Origin of the sequence: Brevibacillus reuszeri (assembly GCF_002897295.1) — a bacterium.
Lineage (GTDB): Bacteria > Bacillota > Bacilli > Brevibacillales > Brevibacillaceae > Brevibacillus > Brevibacillus reuszeri_A.
This window is the reverse complement of record NZ_BEXF01000019.1, coordinates 90,511-113,169: the sequence shown is the minus strand read 5'-3', so window position 1 is coordinate 113,169 and position 22,659 is coordinate 90,511. Positions and strand designations below refer to the sequence as shown.

Here is a 22,659-nt window from a genome sequence, read left to right as displayed (position 1 = left end):
CCTACACTTTCGGTTCGCTGCCCAATTCTACAAACGCTTTGGCTATCGTCGTCTTGGTGACTCTCCCAGTCAGCTCCATAAACTTGGGATCTTCTTCGCTTGGCCGAACTACAGGCAAAGAGTCAATCTGAAAATCAATCAGCTTTTTTGCTGCCGCATACAAGGTTTCCTCGGGAGAGCAAGTAATGATATTCGGCATCCGAGACATGATGATACCAACCGGCACGTCCTCAAGCGTTTTGTTGCCTAATGAGGCACGCAAAAGGTCCTTTCGTGATATCACGCCAGCCAAGTAGCCTTTTTGATTAACGACGAACAACGTGCCGACATCCTCCAAGAAGAGTGTAACGATCGCGTCGTAGGCAGAAGCGGATTCGGCGACTACAATCGGTACCGCCTTGTAGTCGTTGACGATAAGCTTGTGAAGCCGTTCACTAATAACCGAGCTCGCTGGTCTCCCGGCATAAAAATACCCGACCCGAGGTCTGGCTTCTAAATATCCTGACATGGTGAGGATGGAGAGATCGGGGCGCAGTGTGGCGCGAGTCAAATGCAGCCTTTCTGCGATATGCTCCCCGGTTATCGGTCCGTCATCCTTCACTATCTGTAAGATCTGCTCTTGTCGTTTGGTAAGCTCGATGACCAATCACCCCGGTTCTATCTTTACCTCTTCCTAGTATTACTCTATTCGACTGGATATTCCTTCTTTCGCGTGGAAAAAAGGTGCCTCCGACCTTTTTTTGACGGAGGCACCACCTATTTGGTTACGCAAAAACAATCTTTGCAAAGTCAGCGTATCCAAAAATGAGACGGGATAGACGAAGCAAAAGTCCCAATCTGTTGGCACGGACAGCTTGATCCTCGGCCATGACCATTACTTGATCGAAGAACGCCTTGATCGGCTCACGCAAGGTAGACAGGGTCCCCAGCACCTTCTCCTGATCGGCTAAGACACTCACTTCCTGTGAAACGGACAAGTACGACTGATACAGGGCGCGCTCTACTTCTTCTGCAAACAGCGCTTCATCGACTTGATCCGCTTCAGCTTTTTGTGCGAGGTTGTTCACGCGATTGAATTGTTCGACGATCAGCTTGAATTCCTCGTCCTCGACCGCTGCCATCAATGCTTTCGCTTTTGCCAAGAGATCTGGAACCTGCGTCAGATCAGCAGACAGTACTGCATCGATGACGTCATAGCGAACATGGTTTTCTTGCAAAACGTTTTTCAGACGCAGAGCGAAGAAATCAACAAGATCCTTTTTCACTTCTTCTACAGGGCGCTTCGTGACGCCTTGTGCTGCGTACGTTTCTAACGCTGCGTCCCACAGCTGATCCAAGGAGAGCTGCCAATCCCGCTCCACCAGAATGGATACAATCGCTGCTGCCATACGGCGCAGTCCATATGGGTCCTGTGAACCTGTCGGCACGATACCGATCGAGAAGCAGCCGACAATCGTGTCCAGCTTGTCAGCCATACTGACGATCGCACCTTGTGCTGACACTGGCATCTTGTCTCCGGCGAAGCGCGGCAAGTAATGCTCAAATACGCCACTCGCGACCAGATCACTCTCGCCAGCTTTACGAGCGTAATCCTCACCCATAATTCCTTGCAGCTCAGGGAACTCACCAACCATATTCGTGACCAGGTCAAATTTGGAGATTTCCGCGATCCGGTCTACCTGCTTCGCTTCCTCCTGGCTTACTCCCAGCTTTGCGCCAATTTGTTCTGCCGTTTTGCGGACGCGACGCACTTTATCTCCAATCGTTCCCAATTCCTCGTGGAAAACAATCGTTTCCAAACGCTTGAGGCAGCTGTCAATCGTCAGCTTCTGATCCTCGACGTAGAAGAAGCGAGCGTCTGAAAGGCGAGCACGCAGTACTTTCTCGTTCCCTTTTGCTACGTTTTCCAATGCTCTGCTGTCACCATTTCGCACGGTAACAAAATGATTCAGCAGTTGGCCATTTGCATTTTCCACTGGGAAGTAGCGCTGATGCTCACGCATGGAGGTTACCAACACTTCACGGGGAATGGTAAGGAACTCCTCTTCGAATGTACCGTAGAGTGCAGTTGGATACTCGACGAGATGGACGACTTCATCAAGCAGACCTTCGTCCATCGGAATGTTCCAGCCCTTTTCTTGCTCCATCCGTTTGATCTGTTCCACGATGATCGCACGGCGCTCCTCCGGATTTACCAATACATGCTGCTCAGCAAGCTTGCTCACGTATTCGGCTGGCTTGCTAATTTCCACTTCGGTACCCAAGAAACGGTGTCCACGGGAGACGCGACCGCTTTTCACTCCTGCCACCTCGAGTGAAACCAGCTCTTCACCAAACAGCGCTACCAGCCAACGAATCGGGCGCACGTACTTTAAGTCTCTTGCTCCCCAACGCATGTTTTTAGGAAAGTTCATGCTGGTGATGACATCGCCCAGCTGTGGAAGTAAATCGGTTGTCGCCTTGCCCGCTTCAGATTTGCGCGCATGAACGTATTCAATTCCATTTACTTCTTTATAGTAGAGCTGATCTGCCTCTACATTGTTGCTGCGGGCGAAGCCCAGTGCAGCTTTGGACCAGTTTCCTGCTTCATCCTGAGCAATTTTTCGAGCAGGGCCTTTGGCTTCCTCGTTTCGGTCAGGCTGCTTTTCAGCCAAGCCATTGATGAGAACAGCGAAACGGCGAGGTGTTTCCAATGCAGTAATCTGATCAAATGGGATGCGTTCAGCAGCTAGCCATTTTTCCACTTTTTCTTTGAATTGAGCAGCAGTCTGCGCTACAAAGCGCGCAGGCATTTCTTCCAATCCAACCTCAATAAGTAAATCTCGCTTACTCATTCGTATCCTCTCCCTTCGCACTTACCACTTGACCATCCGCTTGTACATTTTCCTTTTGCAAAAGCGGGAAACCAAGACGCTCACGCTCTGCATAATAGGTTTGCGCCACTTCACGGGATAGGTTGCGAACACGGGCAATGTATCCGGTACGCTCAGTCACGCTGATTGCACCACGCGCATCGAGCAGATTAAAGGTATGGGAGCATTTCAGTACATAGTCATAGGCCGGGTACACGAGGCGCTCCTTCATCAGGCGCTTCGCTTCCGCCTCATATGTGTTGTAGAGCGAAAACAGCATGTCTACATCAGACAGTTCAAACGTGTATTTGGAGTGCTCGTATTCTGGTTGCAGGAACACGTCCCCGTAAGTAAAACCATTAACCCATTCCAGATCGAACACATTTTCTTTTTCCTGAATGTACGAAGCCAAACGCTCCAAGCCGTATGTCAGCTCTACTGCTACTGGCTTGCACTCCAGTCCGCCGACTTGCTGGAAGTAAGTGAACTGCGTAATTTCCATACCGTCCAGCCACACTTCCCAGCCAAGACCCCATGCACCGAGTCCCGGATGCTCCCAGTTGTCCTCAACGAAGCGAATATCGTGCTCCAATGGCTCGATACCCAGCTGGCGCAAGCTTTCGAGGTACAGCTCCTGGATATTGTCAGGCGATGGCTTCATGATGACCTGGAACTGGTGATGCTGATACAAACGGTTTGGGTTCTCCCCGTAACGACCATCTGCCGGGCGACGGGAAGGCTCTACGTACGCCACATTCCACGGCTCAGGTCCGATGGAGCGCAGGAATGTCATCGGGTTTAATGTACCCGCTCCTTTTTCTACGTCGTACGGCTGGACAATCAGGCAATTTTGCTTTGCCCAAAAGTTTTGCAGCGTCAAAATGATGTCTTGAAATGTCATTTTCATGCTTTTTTCCTCCTCACAAAATAAAAAAACTCCCGCCCTCTACACTGCCTCGTAGCGACAGTGTAGGGACGAGAGGATTCTCGCGGTTCCACCCTACTTGGCGAATCAGATGTTCGCCCACCTTCAAACCATTCCAATTGCTCCAGAACGCCCTTCATCAGCTTGGTGACCAGGCTTTCACTGTCCCTGATTCGCTTCTTACAGCCATCGACTGACTACTCTTTTCCTTCATAGCATACTTTTCATATCAAGTTGGTATTTATCATATCGAAAAGAAATTCGGATGTCAATTAATCACTTTGGTCGGGCTGCGCCATTCTTTCCATTCTCTCCAGCTGCTCCAAAAATGAGCGACTTTTCAGCCGGATGTCCAGATGCTCATCCATGAAGCTTCGTATCACATGCTTGAGCTGATTGCGCGTGGCTGGCTTCACCTCGATATCACCGAGACGCTCCAAATCAAATACCTGGAATAGCCTGAGCAGCTTCCAGGTCGAAGGGGTAACCGCGCGTGCATACGGATCAGAAGGCAAACAAACGGGGCACAGCAATCCGCCCTGCGTCACACTGATCGCATAGGGCTCGCGCTGCGCACCACAGTTTACACATGCAGATAGCTGCGGAGAAATCCCGGCTACCATCAGCATCTTGGTCTCGAAAATTCGGCAAAGAATCTCCGGGTCCCGCCCTTCGTCCAGATGACGAAAGGTTTGCAGCAACAGCTGAAATAAAAAAGGATTGGGCTCACGCTCATGCGTCAAGCGATCCAGTAGTTCTGCTATGTATGCGGCATAAGCTGTCGTATTCAAGCTTTGCCGCAATTCCCGGAACGAGTTCACGATATCTCCCTGAGAGAGATCAGGCATCCCCGTACCGGGTCCCGCCTTGCATAAGTAGTAGCCATGTGAAAACAACTGGGAGACGGCAGCAAGACGGCTCTTTGTCTTTTTAGCACCACGGGCCATCAAGCCTAGTTTGCCGTTCTCCCGGGTAAACAATGTCACCACTTTGCTGGACTCACCGTAGTCCACACTGCGGATGACAATTCCTTCCCACTTTACAAGCATGCCTGCGTGTCACCCAATTCCTCCTGGGCAAACTCAAGCGAGGTCTCTTCAGTGATCCCATCCGCTTGGGGGTGATCCCGGTAGAGAAGGTACGCATGGATGTCACCGGTTGAAGCGAAAACTCTCCAAGAAAAGTCACGAAGCATGGAGCATCATCCTTTCCTACATCGGGTCTATCCACTTCCTTCTTAGAATCACCTGTGCCCGTTATTCTATCCCTTGGAAATTTTAACGGTTATAAAAACCTTATTCTTCGTTGTAGAAACCAAAGTTGCGAAGCATTCGCTCTTGATTGCGCCAGTCTTTTTTCACTTTGATCCACAGCTCTAGGAAGACCTGGTCGCCCATGAGACGCTCAATGTCTTTGCGTGCGCGGCGCCCGATCTCTTTAAGCATCTGGCCTTTTTCTCCGATCAAAATACCGCGCTGCGAATCCCTTTCTACATAGATCGCTGCGTAAATGTAGAGAGTCTTCCCGTTTTCTCCACGTTTCATCTCTTCCACAACAACAGCGATTGAGTGAGGAACTTCTTCACGAGTCAAGTGCAGCACTTTTTCCCTGACTAATTCTGCCACGACAAAACGCTCCGGATGATCGGTTACCTGATCTGCCGGATAATACATCGGCCCTTCTTCCATCTCACCCATGATGGCTTCGGTAAGGGAGCCCGTGTTGTTGCCCTCCAAAGCGGAAATTGGCACGATCTGCTTGAAATCATACAATTTGCGGTAATCGTCAATAATCGGCAGCAGCGCCTCTGGATGCACCTTGTCAATCTTGTTGATAACTAAAAATACCGGCGTTTTTACTTGCTTCAATCGCTCGATGATGTACTCGTCACCAGCGCCACGCTTCTCTGTTGCATCTACGACAAACAGTACCAGATCCACTTCGTTCAACGTATTTTCTGCCACAGAAACCATGTAGTTACCCAATTTGGATTGAGGCTTGTGAATACCTGGCGTATCAATGAAAATGATTTGTCCTTCCTCGGACGTGTGAACAGCCGTGATTTTGTTGCGAGTCGTTTGTGGCTTGTTGGACATGATGGCGATCTTATGTCCGACGATATGGTTTAACAGCGTTGATTTTCCAACATTCGGTCTGCCTACAATAGAAACAAAGCCCGATTTAAATGCTTTCTTGGTCTTGCGATTATCCACGTAAATCCTCCTTGGTGAAAGCCCCTGGGAGCAGGGCTGATACTGTCGTTTCCCATACATCTCCCTTTAGGTTCGTTAAGATGACCGGCATGTCGGGTGGACATAGCTCAGCCATTACTTGTCTGCACGCTCCGCATGGAGATACGGCTTGTGGCGTATCTGCTGCAACTGCGATCGCTGCGTAGGTCTTGTCCCCTTCAGAAAATGCTTTGAACAATGCGGTACGCTCTGCACAATTACACAATGAATATGCAGCATTTTCGATATTGCCGCCCAAATATACTTTACCACTGTCGGTCAAGAGGGCAGCCCCCACCTGAAAGTTGGAATAAGGCACATAAGCCAGCTTTCGCGCTTCAATGGCCTTAGCCATCAATGTTTGTTTATCCATTCTCATCATTCCTCATATCGTTATTCTCTATCATAGCGAGCGTTTGCAAAAGGTTCATCGGTGGGTGCTACCACCAGCCCGTCATTTTATCCAGCAGGGGTGGCCCGAAGACCATGATCCCGATCCCAACGGACAAAATGGCAGCGACTAACACAGCACCGGCACTGGCATCTTTGGCAATTTTGGCCTTGGCGTGCCACTCCGGGGATGCGAGATCAACCGCAGCCTCCACTGCTGTATTCATCAGCTCCAACGAAAAAACCAGCCCGATAGAAAAAAAGACCAGCAAAACATCGCTGCGGGGAATCTGCAGCCACCAAGCCGCCGCCAGCACAAGTGTGGCAGCGGCTACGTGGATTTGCATGTTTCGCTGTGTCTTCACGGTATAGACGATTCCTCGCAGCGCGTAAGAGAAGCTACGCACAAGACGACGCCATTCTTTCAATGTAATCTCCTACCTCGTCAAGCCAATTTGCTCCAAAACCGCTTCTTGACGGGAAAACATTTCTTTCTCTTCTTCCGGAGTACCATGGTCGTAACCCAGAAGGTGAAGAAAACCGTGTACGACGAGAAAACCAAGCTCGCGTTCAAACGAATGACCGTAGTCCTCTGCTTGCTCATGTGCCTTTGGCAAGGAAATAATAATATCCCCCAGCATGTTCGGGACCTCTTCCGCTTCGCTCTCGTCGAAGAAAATCTCCATTTCTCCCTCTCCTGGCTCATTCATAGCAAAGGACAAGACGTCAGTCGGACGATCTACGCCACGATAATCTCGATTCAGCTCGTGAATACGCTCGTTTGTAACGAGTGTAACCACGACTTCGCCGCTCACCTCTTCCAGGACCGCTGCCGCTTCTAGACAACGTACTAGCAAGCTTTGCAAGCCCTCATCGATCGGTTCGATTTCTTCATGAAGAATTTCAACAGCTAGCACAGATGAACGATCTCCTTTTTCCATTGCAATTTATCAATACCCGTGGTTGGCTTCTTCTTTGGCATATGCAGAAATGATTTTTTGTACAAGGCTGTGGCGCACTACGTCCCCTTCTTGGAAATGGATGAAGGCAACATCGGTAATCTTGTTTAAGATGCGCTCAGCTTCTCGCAAACCAGACTTCTTGCCTTTGGGCAAATCGACCTGGGTGACATCTCCGGTAATGACCATTTTTGAGCCGAATCCAAGACGAGTCAAAAACATCTTCATTTGCTCCGGAGTGGTATTTTGCGCTTCGTCCAAAATGACAAAGGAATCCTCGAGTGTGCGACCGCGCATATAGGCAAGCGGAGCCACCTCAATCAGGCCACGCTCCATCATTTTGGCCACCTGTTCATTGCCAAGCATGTCGTACAAGGCATCGTAGAGTGGACGAAGGTATGGATCTACTTTTTCCTGCAAATCCCCTGGTAAAAAACCGAGGCTCTCCCCTGCTTCTACCGCCGGTCTGGTGAGAACGATCCGCTTGACTCGTCCGCTTTTCAGAGCGACTACTGCCGTAACGACCGCCAAATACGTTTTCCCTGTTCCCGCAGGCCCGATTCCAAAAACGATATCGTGCTTTTTGATCGCGGACAGGTAATGTCGCTGCCCTAATGTCTTTGCACGAATCAGCTTGCCTCGCTGGGTGCGGGCAACCTCTTCGTCATACACATCCAAAAGCGCTGCCGCTTCGCCCCGGTCGATCAGCATGATCGCATAAGAAATATCACGCTCAGACAGAGCAATTCCTCTGCGAATCAACTGGAGCAGAATCATAATGAGCTCGGTGAGCAGGTCTACTTCTGGTTTGTCCCCACTAATCACCAGTTCGCCTTCTCGGGTCATGATTTTGGCGGAGTACTTTTCCTCAATCAGCTTCAAGTACGCGTCATGCGGTCCAAACAACAGCAAGGCCTCAGATGCGTCTGAAAACGGGATTCTTACCTCATCTTGTACGTGCAACAGGCTTCCATCTCCTTGCAACGGTTATCAGCAATTCGTCATGGATTGCCGTTATTCGCTGGTGCTTGGGGTAGTCCCACTAGAGGTTGTTCAACGGCAATATCTTCAATGACGGAAAAATGAATGCTTACGTAAACTTTACCATTCTCTGATGTGACGTGCAAAACTTTTTCGTCCTGAATGAACGCATCTGCTCCTGCCTTTTGCAAGATATCCTCTCTGGCGAATTTTTTCGCTAGCTCAGTCGCTTCCTCTACCGTCATTTGTTTGGAAATCGGCTCTGTTTCAAGCTGCGTAACCGTCTTCCATCCGAGTGGTGAGATAAAGCCAGCGTAAGAGGGAACAAAACGTTCTTCAGAGCTTTCCGCAAGAGCAAAGGATTGCTTTTTAAAGGGCCAAAGTTGAACGGCATAGGGGCCGACCAGCAAATATTGCTGCTGCAGCTTCTCGCCAGTGAGCTGGTAGTGTGTCTGGTTCAGCGGAACAGAAGTATTGCTAATATACCACACTTCCCCCTGTACTTTCCCGCGCGCTGACACTGCCTGCTGACGTGTCTCATTCCCGATAATTCCGGAGATCAGGACCTGCCCCTTTTCGACCACCTGATTGTTCGTCACTTGACTGCGCCCTACCTCTGGCAGGATCTTGTGTATGACTGCCCGTTTTTTTGCCACGAGATGACGGGGTCCCGAAGGAAGGGGGAGGGTTGGCTCATCTTTCTCCACAACCTGCAGCTTGACCTTCGTGCCACTCATTTCAATTCCGATCCAGGTCGTTTCCGGCAGCAGGCTCATGAGCTCTTTTTGCAAAAGTAGTGGTTCCTTTAGTTTGACCTTCCAAGCCCCTTCTTTAATCCCAATCTGTGCCGCAGCTCGAATGACCCTTTGAGGGTCGAGCATTTTCGTACCACTGACTTCAACACTCCACACAAACGTAGAGAGCATGTACAATCCGATGAAAAAAAGAGCAGCACCGATGGCCAGTCCAGAACGTCTGCGCAAACGAAGCAGCCAAAAGGGCAATCCATCCCGACGCTCTACATGGCTGCGACAGCCTGTCTCTTTTAATAGCGGACGCAAACGGAAATAATCCCGTATTAGAATGTCGCAGCGGCTCACCTCCAAGCCAACCCTGCGAATGTTCCAAATCCGGATGCCGTCACGCACAGCCATATTCAGCAAGCGTTCAAATCGTTTTCCGCGCACTGTGATCGTAATATGTCCGTCCACCCATTCTCTTAGACCATTTCGCATTTGTGTGATTCCCACCTTCCCCAGTTTTAGGAGCCTTGAGGCCCGGTTTCCAGAAATTTTACTCCGCCAATTCTTCCTTCCAAGAGCACTTCCTCCGGCAAGATCGCCCTGATGACCAATTGTTCACCGGAGACAATCATTTGCCCATTCGTGAGCAGCAAGCGCAGCTCTTTTTCACTAAAGTGGAGGACTCCCCGGTGGTTCTCTATGTACATTTGCAAATGACCAATCATGGTAATACGCGGGACTTCCAGGACCACATCTTGCGGCAGATCCAGCACCCCTCCAGCCAGTTGGCGCAGACGGCGGCTCCAACGCTTCATGGATAAGCCCCCCTTCTATCGGCGCATGGCGCCTGGTATCTTTTACATTCGTCTTCGCTGGCAAAACCATTCTTACCTATGCGTATGCGACGGATTAAAAAGGCATTACTCCAAAAAAAGACCCCTGACGCTTACGTATAAGCGGCAAGGGTTATCCTCATTTCTCTATGACCTCAGTCGATGCTGAGTTGTTGTATTTTGAAAGTGCCTTCCATTTTTTCATGACCCGTCTCACTTTGTCTGCTGAACAACCGCAAGCAATCGCCGTCTCATAAATCGATTTATTTTCGAGGACGACAAGACGAATCACCTTTTGACGGAAACGCCCCATTTGTTCATATAGTTGCTGATTCAATATACGTCCACTACCCTTCACCCATTGTTGGTAGAATTTTCTATATTATCAGGATAGTAAACAGCTGTACCAGAAACAAGACAAGAGATTCGCTAAGTTTCGACAAAAGAAAAAACAGATGAACGAAAGTCCACCTGTTTCTCTCCTACGTTATGCATTTTTTTTACGTGAAGCCGGGGAAACATACGGCGCTTTGGAACGAGGCTCTCCGAAAATGAGCGCCCACTTCATGCCTTCGCGAGGATCAACATCAAGTGGATTCGACTCAGTTCGTTTGGCTTCAGATAAAACCATCTGTTCAGAAGCGCTTCCCACTCGCAGAGAAGGCCCAGCAGAAGCCCGAGTAGGCTCCGTAAATGCCCATTCCTGCTCGACCCCTACGCCTTCCATGGATTCGGGTTCAATCGGCTCATACTTAGCGGAGGCACGCACAGGCTTACGCTCTTCAGCATCCTCTGACGGACGTGTCACCTCAAAGCTCGTAGGATCATTCACAGGCGTGAGCGTGCGTGGCATCTTGCCCTGTGTCATTTTCTTGCCAGTCTTACCAAACATCTTATAGCCCAAATACGCTAAAATCACAAACCAGAACTTGCCAATCAGCGGCAATATCCAACCTATCAGGTCAAAGACAAGATCTAGGAGATCATCCATAAAGGCTACCCTTATTCCTTGTCGTCTGGTGCTACAGGATCTTGTTTGTCACCTGTATGCCCGAAGGTTTGACGCATTTGGGTATCCGCCGCGATATTTTGCATGTTGTAGTAATCCATTACACCCATTTTTCCAGATGTCAATGCCTCTGCCAATGCCAACGGTACTTGTGCTTCGGCCTCCACAACTTTCGCTTTCATTTCCTGTACGCGCGCTTTCATCTCTTGTTCGGTTGCAACCGCCATCGCGCGACGCTCTTCCGCTTTCGCTTGAGCGATTCGTTTGTCGGCTTCTGCTTGATCGGTTTGCAGCTGCGCACCAATGTTTTTACCTACATCCACGTCTGCAATATCAATGGAAAGAATTTCGAACGCTGTTCCTGCATCCAGACCTTTGTTCAATACTGTTTTCGAAATGGAGTCAGGATTTTCCAAGACGTCTTTATGGCTATTGGACGAACCAATCGTAGAGACAATCCCTTCCCCTACACGTGCGATGATGGTTTCTTCACCCGCACCACCGACTAAACGGTCGATGTTTGCACGCACGGTTACTTTTGCTTTTGTACGCAGCTCAATTCCGTCTTTCGCCATTGCCGCTACGACTGGTGTTTCAATTACTTTTGGGTTTACACTCATCTGAACCGCTTGCAGCACGTCACGACCTGCGAGGTCAATCGCTGCGGCACGTTCAAAGCCAAGTGGAATGTCTGCACGTTGAGCAGCAACCAATGCATCTACTACCCGGTCGACGTTACCACCAGCGAGGTAGTGACTCTCAAGCTGGTTCGTATCAAGCTGAAGTCCCGCTTTGCGAGCCTTAATCAGCGGGTTGACGATCCGGGATGGAACGACGCGACGCAGACGCATCGCAACCAGTGTAATGATTCCGATGTTCACGCCTGATGCCAGCGCGGAAATCCAGAGCATCACTGGAACGAATGAGAAGAAAATCGAGAGGGCGACAATAGCTACTGCCACCATAAATATGAGAGGTATCAAGCCACTTTCCAACATCAATCAATCACTCCTTTTGTTCTTGTTCCGCAACGACTACGCGCGTGCCTTCTACCTGCACGACGGCAACCGTTGTTCCTGCCGCAATAAAACCTCCAACAGATACGGCATCTACGCGATTGCCCTCCACCTTTACTACACCAGCAGGGCGCAGTGGAGTAAGCGTAATACCCGTTTTTCCTAAGAGCTCACGCTGATCACGTGGTGCGACATATCCTTCCTCGTTGCGCTGCGCGTCACCTAAGATAAACTTGCTAAACAAGCCCTTGATGCCGTATCGCTTTATGAGCAGGAATGTCACAATCGCTGTAATCAGTGCAGCTACGCCAAGCGAAGCAAGCCCTTGCTTGGTGTCATAGGCTGCCATCACCAAGCCGGTAACGATACTGATAAAGCCGATTGCCCCGACAATGCCACCCGGGAGAAAAATTTCGAGAATCATTAGTAAGATACCAATAACGAACAGTCCGATATGCAGCCAGTTCGCAAAACCAGCCAGATAATGTCCGAAGAAATACAGGCCAAACGACACTAGCGAAATCGTCCCTGCAACTCCAAATCCAGGCGCGAACAGCTCCACTACGATTCCGACCAATCCAACGACCAAAAGCAAGCTCATGACTACTGGACTCGTAACCCATCGCGCGACCTTTTCCCCGCCTGTCGGTTCAATCGTTTCGAGTGAATCTGCATTAACACCTAAGTGGGCCAATAGTTGATCCTTACCGGTAACAACTTGATCTGCATAGCCTAATTCCTTTGCCCTGTGAGCGTCGAGAGACAACACTGTTCCTTTTGGTTTGAGTCCCGGGAATTCGTTCTCTATCTCTACCATCGCTCGCGCAACATCTGGATTGCGATTATTGAGCTTGGCAGCAGCCTTCATTTGCTCACTCCAGCCGGAGATAAACTTGATATCTGCAGCATTTCCTGCCATATCAATCGGAGTAGCTGCCCCTATGGTACTGCCCGGGGTCATCACGATCTCATTTGCATTTAGGGCGATATATGTCCCTGCCGAGAATGCCTGATTGTCGATGTAAGCAACCGTATGCATCGGGGATTGCCGAATCAACTGCCCTATATTTTCGGCAGCTCCAACTTCACCACCCGGTGTATTGATATGCAAGATGACGAGATCTGCCTGCATCTTTTCTGCATCTGTAAAGGCTCGACGCAAAAAGCTCTCCAAGCCGCGCTCGATCGTATTATCGACCGGAATCCAGACTGCCTTTTGGTAAGACTGAGCAGTTGTGGCTGGGGCAGTTACAAACATCGTCATTCCCATCATCAGGCACAGAATTGAGATCAGCAAACGTACGCGGCGGACGGTTGGCCATGTTGAACTCATCGCTATTCCCTCCTTTCCTCCTATCAGATTCAACGAATGCCTAATAGGGTATACGAAGGTGGGGGAAATTTGTTTCATTTTTTTACAGCATCTCGACAAAATTCCAGAAAAAAAGAGAAACCCAACCTTCATCGGGTTGAGTTTCTCTGTTCGTATCTATATGAGGTGTTACTCGTCTACGATGGTAGTTCCTCAGATACAATCTTTTGCACGAGGTTTCCGTCTGCTCTGCCTTTCACTTTCGGCATGATCGCACCCATTACTTTGCCCATCTCCTTTTTGGAGGAGGCATTTGTCGCTGCGATACCTTCCCGAACGATATCACGAATTTCATCTTCGCTAAGCTGAGCGGGTAAGTAGGCGGAGAGCACGTCGATCTCTTCGCGCGATTTCGAGGCAAGTTCCACGCGGCCTGCCTTCTCAAATTCATGGAGGGATTCACGGCGTTGTTTTAACTCACGAGTCAAGATGGTCAGCACTTCGTCTTCAGACAAAAGTCTGCCTTTGTTAATCTCTTCATTCTTTAACGCGGCTTTCACCATGCGAATAACAGAGAGTTTTAGAACAGCTCTGTCCTTCATTGCTTGCTTCATATCTTGATCGAGTCGCTCCATTACACTCATGATGAGCCCTCCGTCAATTAAAACTTACGTTTACGAGCTGCTTCGGATTTCTTCTTGCGCTTAATGCTTGGCTTCTCAAAGTGACGACGTTTACGCAGTTCTGCCATCACCCCGGATTTTGCGCTTTCACGCTTGAAGCGGCGAAGTGCGCTATCCAAAGACTCGTTTTTCTTGACTCGAATTTCTGCCATTTGTCTTCCCTCCCTCCGCTAAAACCGTGGGACGCCTGAGTCGATCGTACGAACAGACTGTCACACTTCATTATAGGATACAGACCCAACGAAGGTCAACCTTTAGTTCATTTTTATTCGGTAAAGCCTGCCAAAAAGTGATAATGAATATGAAAAACTTCTTGTCCGCCTTCTTTGCCACAGTTGTTAATCAGGCGAAATCCCGGCAATTCAAGCTTTTTCGCGAGAGTTTGGGCTACCTGATGAATATGGCCTATCAAAGGTAAATCTTCTGGCGTCACATCCATCAACGTCGCAATCGGCTTACGCGGGATAATCAACAAGTGAACACGAGCTTTCGGTGCGATATCGTGAATGACGATGACCTGCTCGTCTTCATATTCTACTTTTGCAGGGATTTCACCCTCCATGATTCTGGTGAAAATGCTTTTTTCCATGAATATGCTCCTTCCATTGATATATCAAGTCTGACCTGTTATGTATGCAAAGATAGTACAATGATAGCGGACAATCTCGATGAAAAGCAATCCTTCTCGCTCCACTTTTGTCTTGCGACGGTACAAAGTGCGTGGTAGCATGACTTCGAGGTTGAATCGAAACCGAAGAAAAAAGGAGTCCGTGGACATGAAACCTATTGCACTGGATTTGGCAGCGAAACGAGCAGAGGGACTGATACTTACTGGTTCGCCGGATCTTGTCTTGTCATCCGTTCACTTTGATACAAGACAGCTGACGTCGGGGTCTTTGTTTGTGGCGTTAACGGGCGGTGTTCGTGATGGACATGATTTTCTTTTGCAAGCCGTTGAACAAGGCGCAACCGCTGCGATTATTTCCAACCAGGAAAAAATTCCTGCCGAGCTACCAAAGGACTTTGGTCTGATTCTGGTTAACGACACAGAGCGTGCTTTTCAAAAGCTCGCTGCTGCCTATCGTAAAGATTTTTCGTTCCCTTTTATCGCAATTACAGGGAGCATCGGTAAAACGACTGTTAAGGATATCGCAGCTCACGTTCTGGAAAGCCAGACTCCTGTCTACAAGACATACAAAAACCTAAACAACAATCTCGGGGTCCCCTTGTCCCTCTTGCAGATCGAGGAGCAGCACGAAGCAGCTGTGCTGGAGCTGGGAATGAATCATGCGGGAGAAATCGACCTCATCGCTTCTCTCACAAAACCGAATATCAGTGTCATTACTTATATTGGTGAATCCCATCTCGAGTTTTTTGGCACCAGAGAAAAAATTGCTCTCGCCAAGGCAGAGCTGCTCCCGCATACCGCTCCTGATGGACTCGTTCTTTTAAACAAGGACTCGGAATATTTGCAGATGGTTGCTCATCTGTATTCTGGTGAGATCATGTATTACTCCATAACAGAGCCAGCTGATTTATGGGCAGAGCACATTACAACTGTGGAAGCCGGCACGCAGTTTGATATATGCTTCCCTACTGGTGAACGCACCACTGCTTTTATCCCTTTGTATGGAAAGCATAGTGTGCTCAACTCGTTACCGGCTGTAGCGATCGGCAAACGCTTGGGGATGAGCACTCAGCAAATCGTGGATGCACTGGCGACCATCAAGCTATCTGCGATGCGCTTTGAACAGGTCGACTCACGCCACGGCTCGATTTACATAAGCGATGCATACAATGCCAGTCCGACGACAATGGAAGCTGCGATTCGTACATTCGCAGAGCTGTTCTCCGATCGAAAAAAGGTTCTTGTGCTCGGTGACATGTTTGAAATGGGACCAGATAGCAAAGCCTTGCACGCACAGGTAGGGACCAACATCAATGATCTTGCTGATCGCTTCGCGCTGCTGGTGACCATCGGTGATGAAAGTCGCTGCATCCATGATGCCTACAAAGGACCCAAGCAGCACTTCCTTACAAAAGCAGACGCTTTGACCGTACTTCTTCCGCTCCGGGATGCCAGCCACGCCTTTTTGTTCAAGGCCTCTCGCGGCATGGAGCTATGGACGATGCTGACTGATTTAGAGGATCATGCGTAATAAGCACGAGACGCCGCTCTTCCAATATGGTGGAGACGGCGTCTTTTTATAGTCTGGAAAATCACTCCCACAAGCGCTTGACGCTCACGAGCGTATCCTCGTCAAAGCTCAGCTTATATATATCGGGCATGGTTGTCTTTTTCCAGAAAGCAAAATCATACTGCTTGTCATAATGATTCATCATAATCGTCATGATGTTGCCGTGTGTGCCGATGACAATCTTTTTCCCACGATGATGATGAAACACATCCTTTAGTGCTGCTATACCTCGTTCCTGAGCCACCTCATTGGATTCTCCACCCGGATAGGCAAAGCTCGGATTGTCAAAAACCTGCTTAATCCCTTGTTCGAAGTCAGCAAACCGGTAGTCCCACGAGGCCAACTCGCGTTCGCGAAATCTGGGCTCCATGATGATAGCTTGGCTCTGTTGGCGGGCTGCCTCCTCGATTGTTTGCAGTGCCCGTGCGTAATTACTGGAGATGAACACATCGATTTGCTCAGGCTTTAACCGTTCAGCTACTCGCTTCGCATCTTCCCACCCTCTCTCGGATAAGCCGCGGATTTCCTCCTGACCTGGTGAAAACGGGGATTCTGCATGGCGTACCATATAAACATGTGTCAACATCCACATCACTCCTGTTCACTCAAGTGGAAACATATAAACTACTATAGCAAAAAAGGATGCCAGCACAGGGCATCCTTCTTTCTTTTGCGTTCTTTGTATACTAATCCAATTCCTCTGCATCCACGATGTTGCGTTGTTTATCTGCGTGACGCTCAAGCGCCAGTTGCACCAAGCGGTCAATCAGCTCACTGTAGCTCACTCCAGCAGCCTGGAACAGCATCGGATACATGCTGAACGGTGTAAAGCCTGGCATCGTATTCACTTCATTGATGTAGAGCTGATCGTTTTTCTCATCCCAGAAAAAGTCAACCCGTGAAAGCCCTGAGCCATCCAATGCGTGAAAAGCCGTCTTGGCAACCTCTGCAATTTGGTCAGCTACTCGGTTTGGAATGATTGCAGGGATGGACAGCTCTGTTCCTGCGCCTTTGTATTTCGCTTCATAGTCATAAAATTCCTTTGCTGCTATGACCTCACCTACGACAGAGGTAACGAGGTCTTCATTACCGAGGACACCTATCTCCAGCTCTCGCGCAACAACGAACTCCTCGATAATCAATCGACGGTCAAACTTGGCTGCAACCTCAAGTGCATGTGCCAGCTCGCTGCGATCTTTTGCTTTGCTGATCCCTACACTAGAGCCCATATTGGCTGGCTTCACGAAGCACGGATAGCCGAGTTCTCGCTCGATTTTGTCCATTACTTCATCTTGATTTCTTTCCCATTGCGAGCGAAGCAAGCCCACATATTTGACTTGTGGCAATCCGGCTTGGGCAAATACCGTTTTCATCATCCATTTGTCCATACCGACCGCGGAGGCCATGACACCTGTTCCCACGTAAGGCAGGTTCGCAAGCTCCAGCATCCCCTGAATCGTGCCATCCTCTCCATTTGGTCCATGAACAACCGGAAAAATGACATCTACCTGCTGCCCAATGGCAAAAAGAGAAGCGGGTCTGCTCGACGCAACCACGTTTTGTCCGCGCTCCTCACCATTCTCAGCAGGCTCACCCGCAGACAAGCGCAACGCTTCAATCTTTTCAGGCAACTGACCTGAAACTGCCTCTCCCTTTACCCAGGAGCCATCCAGCTGAACGTATATCGGGGTTACTTCATATCTATCTGCATCCACTGCCTTCATAATCGACATGGCAGTGCGCAATGAAACCTCGTGTTCCGAGGATTTTCCTCCATAAATAATGCCCAGGCGAATCTTTTCGTTTCCCATCTGTGCCATGCTCCTTTCCTCTCCACGGACACACAAAAGCGTCTATCCCGTTTCGGTTCCTCTCCTATGCTATGCAAAAGCCCATCAGATGCTCTTTTATCAGGCTAAAGTACGTCATATAGCATACACAAACCAAACGTCAAATACAAGAGACACAAGTATCACCCAACGACTTCCTTTAACATATCATGGCTAATAAACTTCCTGTCATGGAGCACTTGGGTTGGGGGAATGTCCATGAGAGACTATCTACTGTTTTGCTCGTATTGCTCTTCTTACACACTCTTGCACAGCTTTGACAAAGAAAGCGGGTCTTTTTTGGGGGAGTATTCCCTTTTGCACAACGAGTACACACGAAACAGCATCGTGCTGAACAAGTTCTTGCTAGCACATCTTGGCCATACGATCCGAAGCATTCCCTCGCAAACGGACGACTACCGTGAAATCATTTGCACTGCCTCCCGTTTTTTGGAAAACGATATAGACAAATACGTGGAAGAAAGCCGAGACCGTGCAAAGTACAACGAACGAGATCGAAAAAGCGAGCGGGAAATTGGCCAGGTACAGCTATATCTTATTGAGCATTTGATTTCGCACGAGCTACAAGCCTTGAGTCATGTACGGGCTGCTACCCCGGCAGAAGGACAAGTTATTCTCGGAAAAGAGCTTGGCATTAAGCAATCGCTCGATCTGGTGCATCGTGTCATGAACGATAAGCAATTTGCAGAATGACGGTTTTGCAACCCTTCCGACACAATTCCCGTATAAGAAAGGGAGACTATTTTCCTCGGGAGGGTACGTTTATGTACGAATATAAATTTGTGCGGGTGGAGCTGTCATCCTTTCGCAGACGCCCAAAAGAAGATTATCAGGCGATCGTGAACCAGCATGCAGAAGAGGGCTGGCGGCTTGTTCAAATTTTTGCCCCAAGCACTGGTGGTGACGGAATGGCCAATTATTTTGAACTGATCTTTGAAAAACCTAAAGCAGGATGATAAGAAAACCTCTATCGTGGCCTCCTCAAGGAGGAACGATCGCGTTTTAGCGGAAAGTTTTACCGAAGTTATGCCGGATGCGGACGCTGAGGCACCTTGTCATGCGCTCCGGAATTCATAAGCATCACGCTTATCAATTCCTATACGATAAAAGAGCGCCCCTTTATGAGGCGCTCTCTTTTATCATCCAACTAGCGACGATCCCGTACTTCAAAAATGGCAAACTTGAGATAATGTGCTTCATCAGCCCCGCTAATCTGGGGATGATCCTTGCCCGCCCCACGCCATTCAATCAGACGCAAAATTTTCTTCGCATCCACAGCGGCCTCCTGAATTGTATCCAGAAACAGCTCAGGGGACATATGATAGGAGCAAGATGCGGTTACGAGGAACCCGCCTGGTCGAACCAGCTTCATGCCGTGAAGGTTAATATCCTTGTAGCCACGGACCGCCCCTTTTACTGCTCCGCGAGATTTCGCAAAGGCTGGTGGGTCCAGAATCACAACATCCCAGTTTTTCCCTGCCTCTACATTTTCACGCAAGTAATCAAAAGCATTAGCTACGACAAAATCGACCCGATGTAAAAAGCCGTTGAGTGTAATATTGCGTTTCGCAGTTTCAATCGCATGCTCAGAAATGTCCAATGCAGTCACTTTTTTGGCCCCGTGCTTGCACGCGTTCAGCGTGAAGGAACCCGTATGGGTAAAGCACTCCAGTACCTCTGCTCCGTCCCAAAACGGGTTTTTGACGACTTTTCCACGCTTGTCGACAGGAAGCAGCTTCTGTTCTCCCTCGACTTCTACGTTCGAGAGCGTAATGCCGTGTTTTTCGCCCCAGCCCTTCATAAGCGGTGCGATCGAGGCGCGGTTTTCCCGCTGATCGTAGAAAAAGCCTGTTTTTTGTCCCTCGACGATATCCACGAAATATTTGAGTCCATTTTCCTCAATCATGACCTCACGCGGACATTCGCCGTAGAGCACCTCTTTGCTTTGCGTCAAGCCTTCGAGCTCTCGCACTGGTACATCATTACGCAAATAGATCCCCGTTGGCGAAAACACCTCAACCAAAGCATCACGAATCCAAGAAATGCGCTGCTCCATTCCGAGTGAAAGAACCTGGACAACCAAAATATCTTCGTAGCGATCGACGATCAGTCCTGGCAAAAAGTCCGCTTCCCCGTAGATGACGCGGCACGCTCTAGGGTTATCCACAAAACGGGTACGAAACTCGGCTGCTTGTCTGATTTTATTCAGAAAAAAATCATAGTCGATCGTCTCTTTTTGGTCGAAGCTGAGGATGCGTACAATCATTTGCGAAGCCGGGTTGATATATCCCTTTGCAAGAAAATGCCCTTTATGATTGGCAACCTCAACAATTTCACCTGGTACGACGTCACCTTGAATTTCCAGCACCTCTGATTTGAAGATCCATGGGTGCCCTGTTTCCAATCGCTTTTTACGATGTTGGTTCAACAATACTTTTGCCATGCTGCTATTCCTCCTCTGATCTGGCTTTCCTACGCGTTTCCTCGCTGACCTGGTCAGGCAATTGTCATGCCTGACCTGGTACAGGCATAGCGTTATAGTATCTCTTTTGACCCTGTAAAGAAGGAGGACCCATAGCAGTGATCGTTTCCATCCTCGCTCCTTTTACCTTCGGGCTTAGCTTTTTTCTGTTCGGTATGTATGCCATGCGGACTGGCTTCCAAAATCTCGCAGGCAAGAAAATGGAAGAATGGATGTCACGCTTCACCCGAACACCAGTCCACAGCTTTTGGATTGGACTTTTGACCACCTTTGTTTTGCAGAGCTCCAGCGCCGTAACTGTTTTGACTATCGGGCTGACCAATGCGGGATTGATCCAATTTACGCAGACAGTCGGAATTATACTCGGTACGAATTTAGGTACGACCGTTACCACCGAGCTAATCGCGCTCAAGCTGGAGTCCTTTGCCATTCCTATGTTGCTCGTAGGTGTCGCACTATGGTTAATGCCCCGCCGAAACATCCGTTGCATCGGGCTTGTTGTTGCCGGGTTCGGACTCATTTTCCTCGGTATTGACACTATGAAGATCATGGCAAAGCCTTTGGAGCAATCCGAAACATTTCGCTCCCTGTTTATGGAAAGCAGTCATTCCATATGGGTCGGGCTCATCACTGGGATTGTCTTTACCGCTCTGATTCATAGTGGTTCGGCAACTACCGTGATTACGATGGGGCTGTTGACACATCATGTATTATCGATGGAAACTGCTCTCGCAATCGTACTTGGCGCCAACGTCGGTACTTGCTTTACTGCTGTCATCGCCAGTATTGGAACCAATATTGCCTCCAAACAAGTCGCCTGGTGCCATACGTTATTCAATGTCGCAGGAGCACTCGTCTTTTTACCCATACTTCCCCAGCTTGCCCTGGTGAGTGCTTTTTTAACGGACAATCCTTCGATGCAGATCGCCCACTCCCAGACGATATTTAATTTGGTCTGCTCCCTTGTCGCCTTGCCTTTTGCTGCGCACATCGCACGCTTTATCCAGTGGCTCATCCCGGATAAACGAAAAATCAGCAGATAAGCGGGACTACATCGTAAATGGAATCAAATAGAGCGAAGTGATAACACCGGCTACAATCATTGCAACACTGGAGGCAGCCGTCTGGACAGGGGATATCCGGTTCAAGCTGGCAGTCCCGATCGCATGAGCACTTGTACCGACCGCAATCCCGATGGCCCAATCGTCCGTAATTCCGCCCCATTTGAGCACTGGCCTGGCGACGAGAACCCCGATCATCCCTGTCAGTGCAGTGAAAAAGGCTGCCAATGCGGGGACTCCACCTACTGAGCGCGCAAGCTCCAGCGCGATGGGTGTAGTCACTGACTTGCTGAGCATGCTTTTTAGAAGGACTTCATCTGATCCAAAACACCAATGAATCACATAAACCGTTAAAATCGCTACTGCGCAGCCAACACAAATACCGAGAACAACACCCCGCCAAATATGCGCGAACTCTCTGATTTGTTTTGCTAAAGGGACTGCCAACGCTACAGTAGCAGGACCGAGCCAAAACGAGATCCATTGGCCTCCAGCAGAAAACGCCTCCCAGTCGCCACTGAGAGCCCACCACAATACCCATACGAGGACAACCGCGACAATCAGGGGTTGCAGGCGGGGAAAGCGTGCTGAGATCGACGTAGCGCCTCTGTAGCCTGCGAGCGTAACTAAAATCGCAAACAATTGACTAAGCATCGAGCGCCCTCCCTTCCTGTTGTACGGACGGCTTCTCTTTTTGCCTTTGTCGCTTTAAATACCACTGAACCACTCGACCGGTAACTAGCATGACAAGCATCGGACCTGCAACAAGCGCTATCAGAAGCGGCCATGGATCTTGGGAAAGCAAATTCATGTACGAGGCAACACCAACAATGATCGGAACAAAAAAGAGCATCATGTGTCGTACAAGAAAAGAGCTTGCTTGTTCGACCCAATCCATGCGTATCCAGCCCATACAAAGCCCTAGCGTCAATAGCAGCATCCCCGTCAGGTTTCCTGGCAAAGGGATGTGAAGCCATTTGCTCGCAGCGATTCCCGCTCCATAAAAGGCCAGCAAGATCACGATCCCTCTAATGATCTTCATTGCTGTTCCCCCTTTTCCCTAACTCCTATCTCTCTTAAGCTATTGCATATTTGAAGCAAACGAAATGAAGCCTTGATCACGGAAAAAGCCCG

28 protein-coding genes are annotated in these 22,659 nt (G+C 49.2%); 4 read left to right on the top strand and 24 right to left on the bottom strand.

Annotated features, from left to right (window positions below):
* Position 1: 1 nt before the first annotated feature.
* From C3B52_RS25125 to C3B52_RS25035, 19 genes are all read right to left on the bottom strand, one after another.
* Positions 2-646 (bottom strand): helix-turn-helix transcriptional regulator, encoded by a 645-nt coding sequence (locus C3B52_RS25125; RefSeq protein WP_103109126.1) that lies wholly within the window; start codon positions 644-646, stop codon positions 2-4.
* Positions 647-764: 118 nt separating this feature from the next.
* Positions 765-2,834 carry a glycine--tRNA ligase subunit beta gene (glyS, locus tag C3B52_RS25120; protein WP_103109125.1) on the bottom strand — a complete coding sequence of 690 codons (2,070 nt, stop codon included), beginning with the start codon at positions 2,832-2,834 and terminating at the stop codon, positions 765-767.
* Positions 2,827-3,759: a glycine--tRNA ligase subunit alpha gene (gene glyQ / locus C3B52_RS25115; protein ID WP_103109124.1), complete on the bottom strand. Its 933-nt coding sequence runs from the start codon at positions 3,757-3,759 to the stop codon at positions 2,827-2,829. Before glyQ ends, glyS begins: the two co-directional genes overlap by 8 nt.
* 290 nt (positions 3,760-4,049) lie before the next feature.
* Positions 4,050-4,826 carry a DNA repair protein RecO gene (recO, locus tag C3B52_RS25110; RefSeq protein WP_103109123.1) on the bottom strand — a complete coding sequence of 259 codons (777 nt, stop codon included), beginning with the start codon at positions 4,824-4,826 and terminating at the stop codon, positions 4,050-4,052.
* The gene (locus C3B52_RS25105; RefSeq protein ID WP_103109122.1) at positions 4,817-4,972 is read right to left on the bottom strand and encodes a YqzL family protein; all 156 of its coding nucleotides are present in this window, start codon (positions 4,970-4,972) and stop codon (positions 4,817-4,819) included. Before C3B52_RS25105 ends, recO begins: the two co-directional genes overlap by 10 nt.
* A 100-nt stretch (positions 4,973-5,072) precedes the next feature.
* The gene (era, locus tag C3B52_RS25100; RefSeq protein WP_103109121.1) at positions 5,073-5,990 is read right to left on the bottom strand and encodes a GTPase Era; all 918 of its coding nucleotides are present in this window, start codon (positions 5,988-5,990) and stop codon (positions 5,073-5,075) included.
* Positions 5,983-6,381 (bottom strand): cytidine deaminase, encoded by a 399-nt coding sequence (gene cdd, locus C3B52_RS25095; RefSeq protein WP_103109120.1) that lies wholly within the window; start codon positions 6,379-6,381, stop codon positions 5,983-5,985. Before cdd ends, era begins: the two co-directional genes overlap by 8 nt.
* Positions 6,382-6,448: 67 nt before the next feature.
* Complete coding sequence (locus C3B52_RS25090) at positions 6,449-6,826, bottom strand: diacylglycerol kinase family protein (protein ID WP_103109119.1); 378 nt, start codon at positions 6,824-6,826, stop codon at positions 6,449-6,451.
* Between the two features lie 9 nt (positions 6,827-6,835).
* On the bottom strand, positions 6,836-7,339 hold the full coding sequence (gene ybeY, locus C3B52_RS25085) for an rRNA maturation RNase YbeY (RefSeq protein WP_201264939.1): 504 nt from the start codon (positions 7,337-7,339) through the stop codon (positions 6,836-6,838).
* A gap of 9 nt (positions 7,340-7,348) precedes the next feature.
* Positions 7,349-8,320 (bottom strand): PhoH family protein, encoded by a 972-nt coding sequence (locus C3B52_RS25080; RefSeq protein WP_103109117.1) that lies wholly within the window; start codon positions 8,318-8,320, stop codon positions 7,349-7,351.
* 38 nt (positions 8,321-8,358) lie between these two features.
* Positions 8,359-9,573: a sporulation protein YqfD gene (gene yqfD / locus C3B52_RS25075; protein WP_103109116.1), complete on the bottom strand. Its 1,215-nt coding sequence runs from the start codon at positions 9,571-9,573 to the stop codon at positions 8,359-8,361.
* A gap of 26 nt (positions 9,574-9,599) precedes the next feature.
* Complete coding sequence (gene yqfC / locus C3B52_RS25070) at positions 9,600-9,896, bottom strand: sporulation protein YqfC (protein WP_049738103.1); 297 nt, start codon at positions 9,894-9,896, stop codon at positions 9,600-9,602.
* 157 nt (positions 9,897-10,053) lie between these two features.
* On the bottom strand, positions 10,054-10,251 hold the full coding sequence (locus tag C3B52_RS25065; RefSeq protein WP_103109115.1) for a hypothetical protein: 198 nt from the start codon (positions 10,249-10,251) through the stop codon (positions 10,054-10,056).
* A gap of 150 nt (positions 10,252-10,401) precedes the next feature.
* Positions 10,402-10,905 (bottom strand): hypothetical protein, encoded by a 504-nt coding sequence (locus C3B52_RS25060; RefSeq protein WP_103109114.1) that lies wholly within the window; start codon positions 10,903-10,905, stop codon positions 10,402-10,404.
* A gap of 11 nt (positions 10,906-10,916) precedes the next feature.
* Complete coding sequence (floA, locus tag C3B52_RS25055; RefSeq protein ID WP_103109113.1) at positions 10,917-11,921, bottom strand: flotillin-like protein FloA; 1,005 nt, start codon at positions 11,919-11,921, stop codon at positions 10,917-10,919.
* A 7-nt stretch (positions 11,922-11,928) separates the two neighbouring features.
* On the bottom strand, positions 11,929-13,272 hold the full coding sequence (locus tag C3B52_RS25050) for an NfeD family protein (protein ID WP_103109112.1): 1,344 nt from the start codon (positions 13,270-13,272) through the stop codon (positions 11,929-11,931).
* A gap of 176 nt (positions 13,273-13,448) precedes the next feature.
* Entirely contained in the window at positions 13,449-13,895 is a 447-nt protein-coding gene (locus C3B52_RS25045; RefSeq protein ID WP_049738098.1) for a GatB/YqeY domain-containing protein, read from the bottom strand.
* 17 nt (positions 13,896-13,912) lie between these two features.
* The gene (gene rpsU, locus C3B52_RS25040; RefSeq protein WP_007727630.1) at positions 13,913-14,086 is read right to left on the bottom strand and encodes a 30S ribosomal protein S21; all 174 of its coding nucleotides are present in this window, start codon (positions 14,084-14,086) and stop codon (positions 13,913-13,915) included.
* Between the two features lie 113 nt (positions 14,087-14,199).
* Positions 14,200-14,523: a histidine triad nucleotide-binding protein gene (locus tag C3B52_RS25035; protein WP_103109111.1), complete on the bottom strand. Its 324-nt coding sequence runs from the start codon at positions 14,521-14,523 to the stop codon at positions 14,200-14,202.
* A gap of 187 nt (positions 14,524-14,710) precedes the next feature.
* Between C3B52_RS25035 and C3B52_RS25030 the strand changes: the two genes are divergently transcribed.
* Positions 14,711-16,093, top strand: a complete 1,383-nt coding sequence (locus C3B52_RS25030; protein ID WP_103109110.1) for a UDP-N-acetylmuramoyl-tripeptide--D-alanyl-D-alanine ligase — start codon at positions 14,711-14,713, stop codon at positions 16,091-16,093.
* A gap of 61 nt (positions 16,094-16,154) precedes the next feature.
* Here the strand turns inward: C3B52_RS25030 and C3B52_RS25025 are convergent, their stop codons facing one another.
* Positions 16,155-16,718 (bottom strand): histidine phosphatase family protein, encoded by a 564-nt coding sequence (locus tag C3B52_RS25025; RefSeq protein ID WP_103109109.1) that lies wholly within the window; start codon positions 16,716-16,718, stop codon positions 16,155-16,157.
* A 100-nt stretch (positions 16,719-16,818) separates the two neighbouring features.
* The gene (locus tag C3B52_RS25020) at positions 16,819-17,943 is read right to left on the bottom strand and encodes a D-alanine--D-alanine ligase (protein WP_103109141.1); all 1,125 of its coding nucleotides are present in this window, start codon (positions 17,941-17,943) and stop codon (positions 16,819-16,821) included.
* A 237-nt stretch (positions 17,944-18,180) separates the two neighbouring features.
* On the opposite strand from C3B52_RS25020, the gene C3B52_RS25015 reads away from it, so the two are divergent.
* On the top strand, positions 18,181-18,675 hold the full coding sequence (locus tag C3B52_RS25015) for a hypothetical protein (protein WP_103109108.1): 495 nt from the start codon (positions 18,181-18,183) through the stop codon (positions 18,673-18,675).
* A 71-nt stretch (positions 18,676-18,746) separates the two neighbouring features.
* A complete protein-coding gene (locus C3B52_RS25010; protein WP_103109107.1) occupies positions 18,747-18,938 on the top strand; it encodes a DUF4177 domain-containing protein in 192 nt (63 codons plus the stop codon).
* Between the two features lie 191 nt (positions 18,939-19,129).
* On the opposite strand, the gene C3B52_RS25005 is transcribed toward C3B52_RS25010, so the two are convergent.
* Positions 19,130-20,425: a class I SAM-dependent rRNA methyltransferase gene (locus tag C3B52_RS25005; protein WP_103109106.1), complete on the bottom strand. Its 1,296-nt coding sequence runs from the start codon at positions 20,423-20,425 to the stop codon at positions 19,130-19,132.
* Between the two features lie 137 nt (positions 20,426-20,562).
* Between C3B52_RS25005 and C3B52_RS25000 the strand changes: the two genes are divergently transcribed.
* Entirely contained in the window at positions 20,563-21,507 is a 945-nt protein-coding gene (locus tag C3B52_RS25000; RefSeq protein ID WP_103109105.1) for a Na/Pi cotransporter family protein, read from the top strand.
* 6 nt (positions 21,508-21,513) lie between these two features.
* On the opposite strand, the gene C3B52_RS24995 is transcribed toward C3B52_RS25000, so the two are convergent.
* Positions 21,514-22,179, bottom strand: coding sequence for an LrgB family protein (locus tag C3B52_RS24995; RefSeq protein ID WP_103109104.1), 666 nt, complete (start codon positions 22,177-22,179; stop codon positions 21,514-21,516).
* Entirely contained in the window at positions 22,172-22,567 is a 396-nt protein-coding gene (locus C3B52_RS24990; protein ID WP_103109103.1) for a CidA/LrgA family protein, read from the bottom strand. Before C3B52_RS24990 ends, C3B52_RS24995 begins: the two co-directional genes overlap by 8 nt.
* Between the last annotated feature and the right edge of the window lie 92 nt (positions 22,568-22,659).

Coding starts and splice junctions, on each gene's coding strand:
- glyS (WP_103109125.1), bottom strand. CDS start 2,834: ATGAGTAAGCGAGATTTACTTATTGAGGTTGGATTGGAAGAAATGCCT.
- glyQ (WP_103109124.1), bottom strand. CDS start 3,759: ATGAAAATGACATTTCAAGACATCATTTTGACGCTGCAAAACTTTTGG.
- recO (WP_103109123.1), bottom strand. CDS start 4,826: ATGCTTGTAAAGTGGGAAGGAATTGTCATCCGCAGTGTGGACTACGGT.
- C3B52_RS25105 (WP_103109122.1), bottom strand. CDS start 4,972: ATGCTTCGTGACTTTTCTTGGAGAGTTTTCGCTTCAACCGGTGACATC.
- cdd (WP_103109120.1), bottom strand. CDS start 6,381: ATGGATAAACAAACATTGATGGCTAAGGCCATTGAAGCGCGAAAGCTG.
- ybeY (WP_201264939.1), bottom strand. CDS start 7,339: ATGGAAAAAGGAGATCGTTCATCTGTGCTAGCTGTTGAAATTCTTCAT.
- yqfD (WP_103109116.1), bottom strand. CDS start 9,573: ATGCGAAATGGTCTAAGAGAATGGGTGGACGGACATATTACGATCACA.
- yqfC (WP_049738103.1), bottom strand. CDS start 9,896: ATGAAGCGTTGGAGCCGCCGTCTGCGCCAACTGGCTGGAGGGGTGCTG.
- C3B52_RS25060 (WP_103109114.1), bottom strand. CDS start 10,905: ATGGATGATCTCCTAGATCTTGTCTTTGACCTGATAGGTTGGATATTG.
- floA (WP_103109113.1), bottom strand. CDS start 11,921: ATGTTGGAAAGTGGCTTGATACCTCTCATATTTATGGTGGCAGTAGCT.
- C3B52_RS25050 (WP_103109112.1), bottom strand. CDS start 13,272: ATGAGTTCAACATGGCCAACCGTCCGCCGCGTACGTTTGCTGATCTCA.
- C3B52_RS25045 (WP_049738098.1), bottom strand. CDS start 13,895: ATGAGTGTAATGGAGCGACTCGATCAAGATATGAAGCAAGCAATGAAG.
- rpsU (WP_007727630.1), bottom strand. CDS start 14,086: ATGGCAGAAATTCGAGTCAAGAAAAACGAGTCTTTGGATAGCGCACTT.
- C3B52_RS25035 (WP_103109111.1), bottom strand. CDS start 14,523: ATGGAAAAAAGCATTTTCACCAGAATCATGGAGGGTGAAATCCCTGCA.
- C3B52_RS25030 (WP_103109110.1), top strand. CDS start 14,711: ATGAAACCTATTGCACTGGATTTGGCAGCGAAACGAGCAGAGGGACTG.
- C3B52_RS25025 (WP_103109109.1), bottom strand. CDS start 16,718: ATGTTGACACATGTTTATATGGTACGCCATGCAGAATCCCCGTTTTCA.
- C3B52_RS25020 (WP_103109141.1), bottom strand. CDS start 17,943: ATGGGAAACGAAAAGATTCGCCTGGGCATTATTTATGGAGGAAAATCC.
- C3B52_RS25015 (WP_103109108.1), top strand. CDS start 18,181: ATGAGAGACTATCTACTGTTTTGCTCGTATTGCTCTTCTTACACACTC.
- C3B52_RS25010 (WP_103109107.1), top strand. CDS start 18,747: ATGTACGAATATAAATTTGTGCGGGTGGAGCTGTCATCCTTTCGCAGA.
- C3B52_RS25005 (WP_103109106.1), bottom strand. CDS start 20,425: ATGGCAAAAGTATTGTTGAACCAACATCGTAAAAAGCGATTGGAAACA.
- C3B52_RS24995 (WP_103109104.1), bottom strand. CDS start 22,179: ATGCTTAGTCAATTGTTTGCGATTTTAGTTACGCTCGCAGGCTACAGA.
- C3B52_RS24990 (WP_103109103.1), bottom strand. CDS start 22,567: ATGAAGATCATTAGAGGGATCGTGATCTTGCTGGCCTTTTATGGAGCG.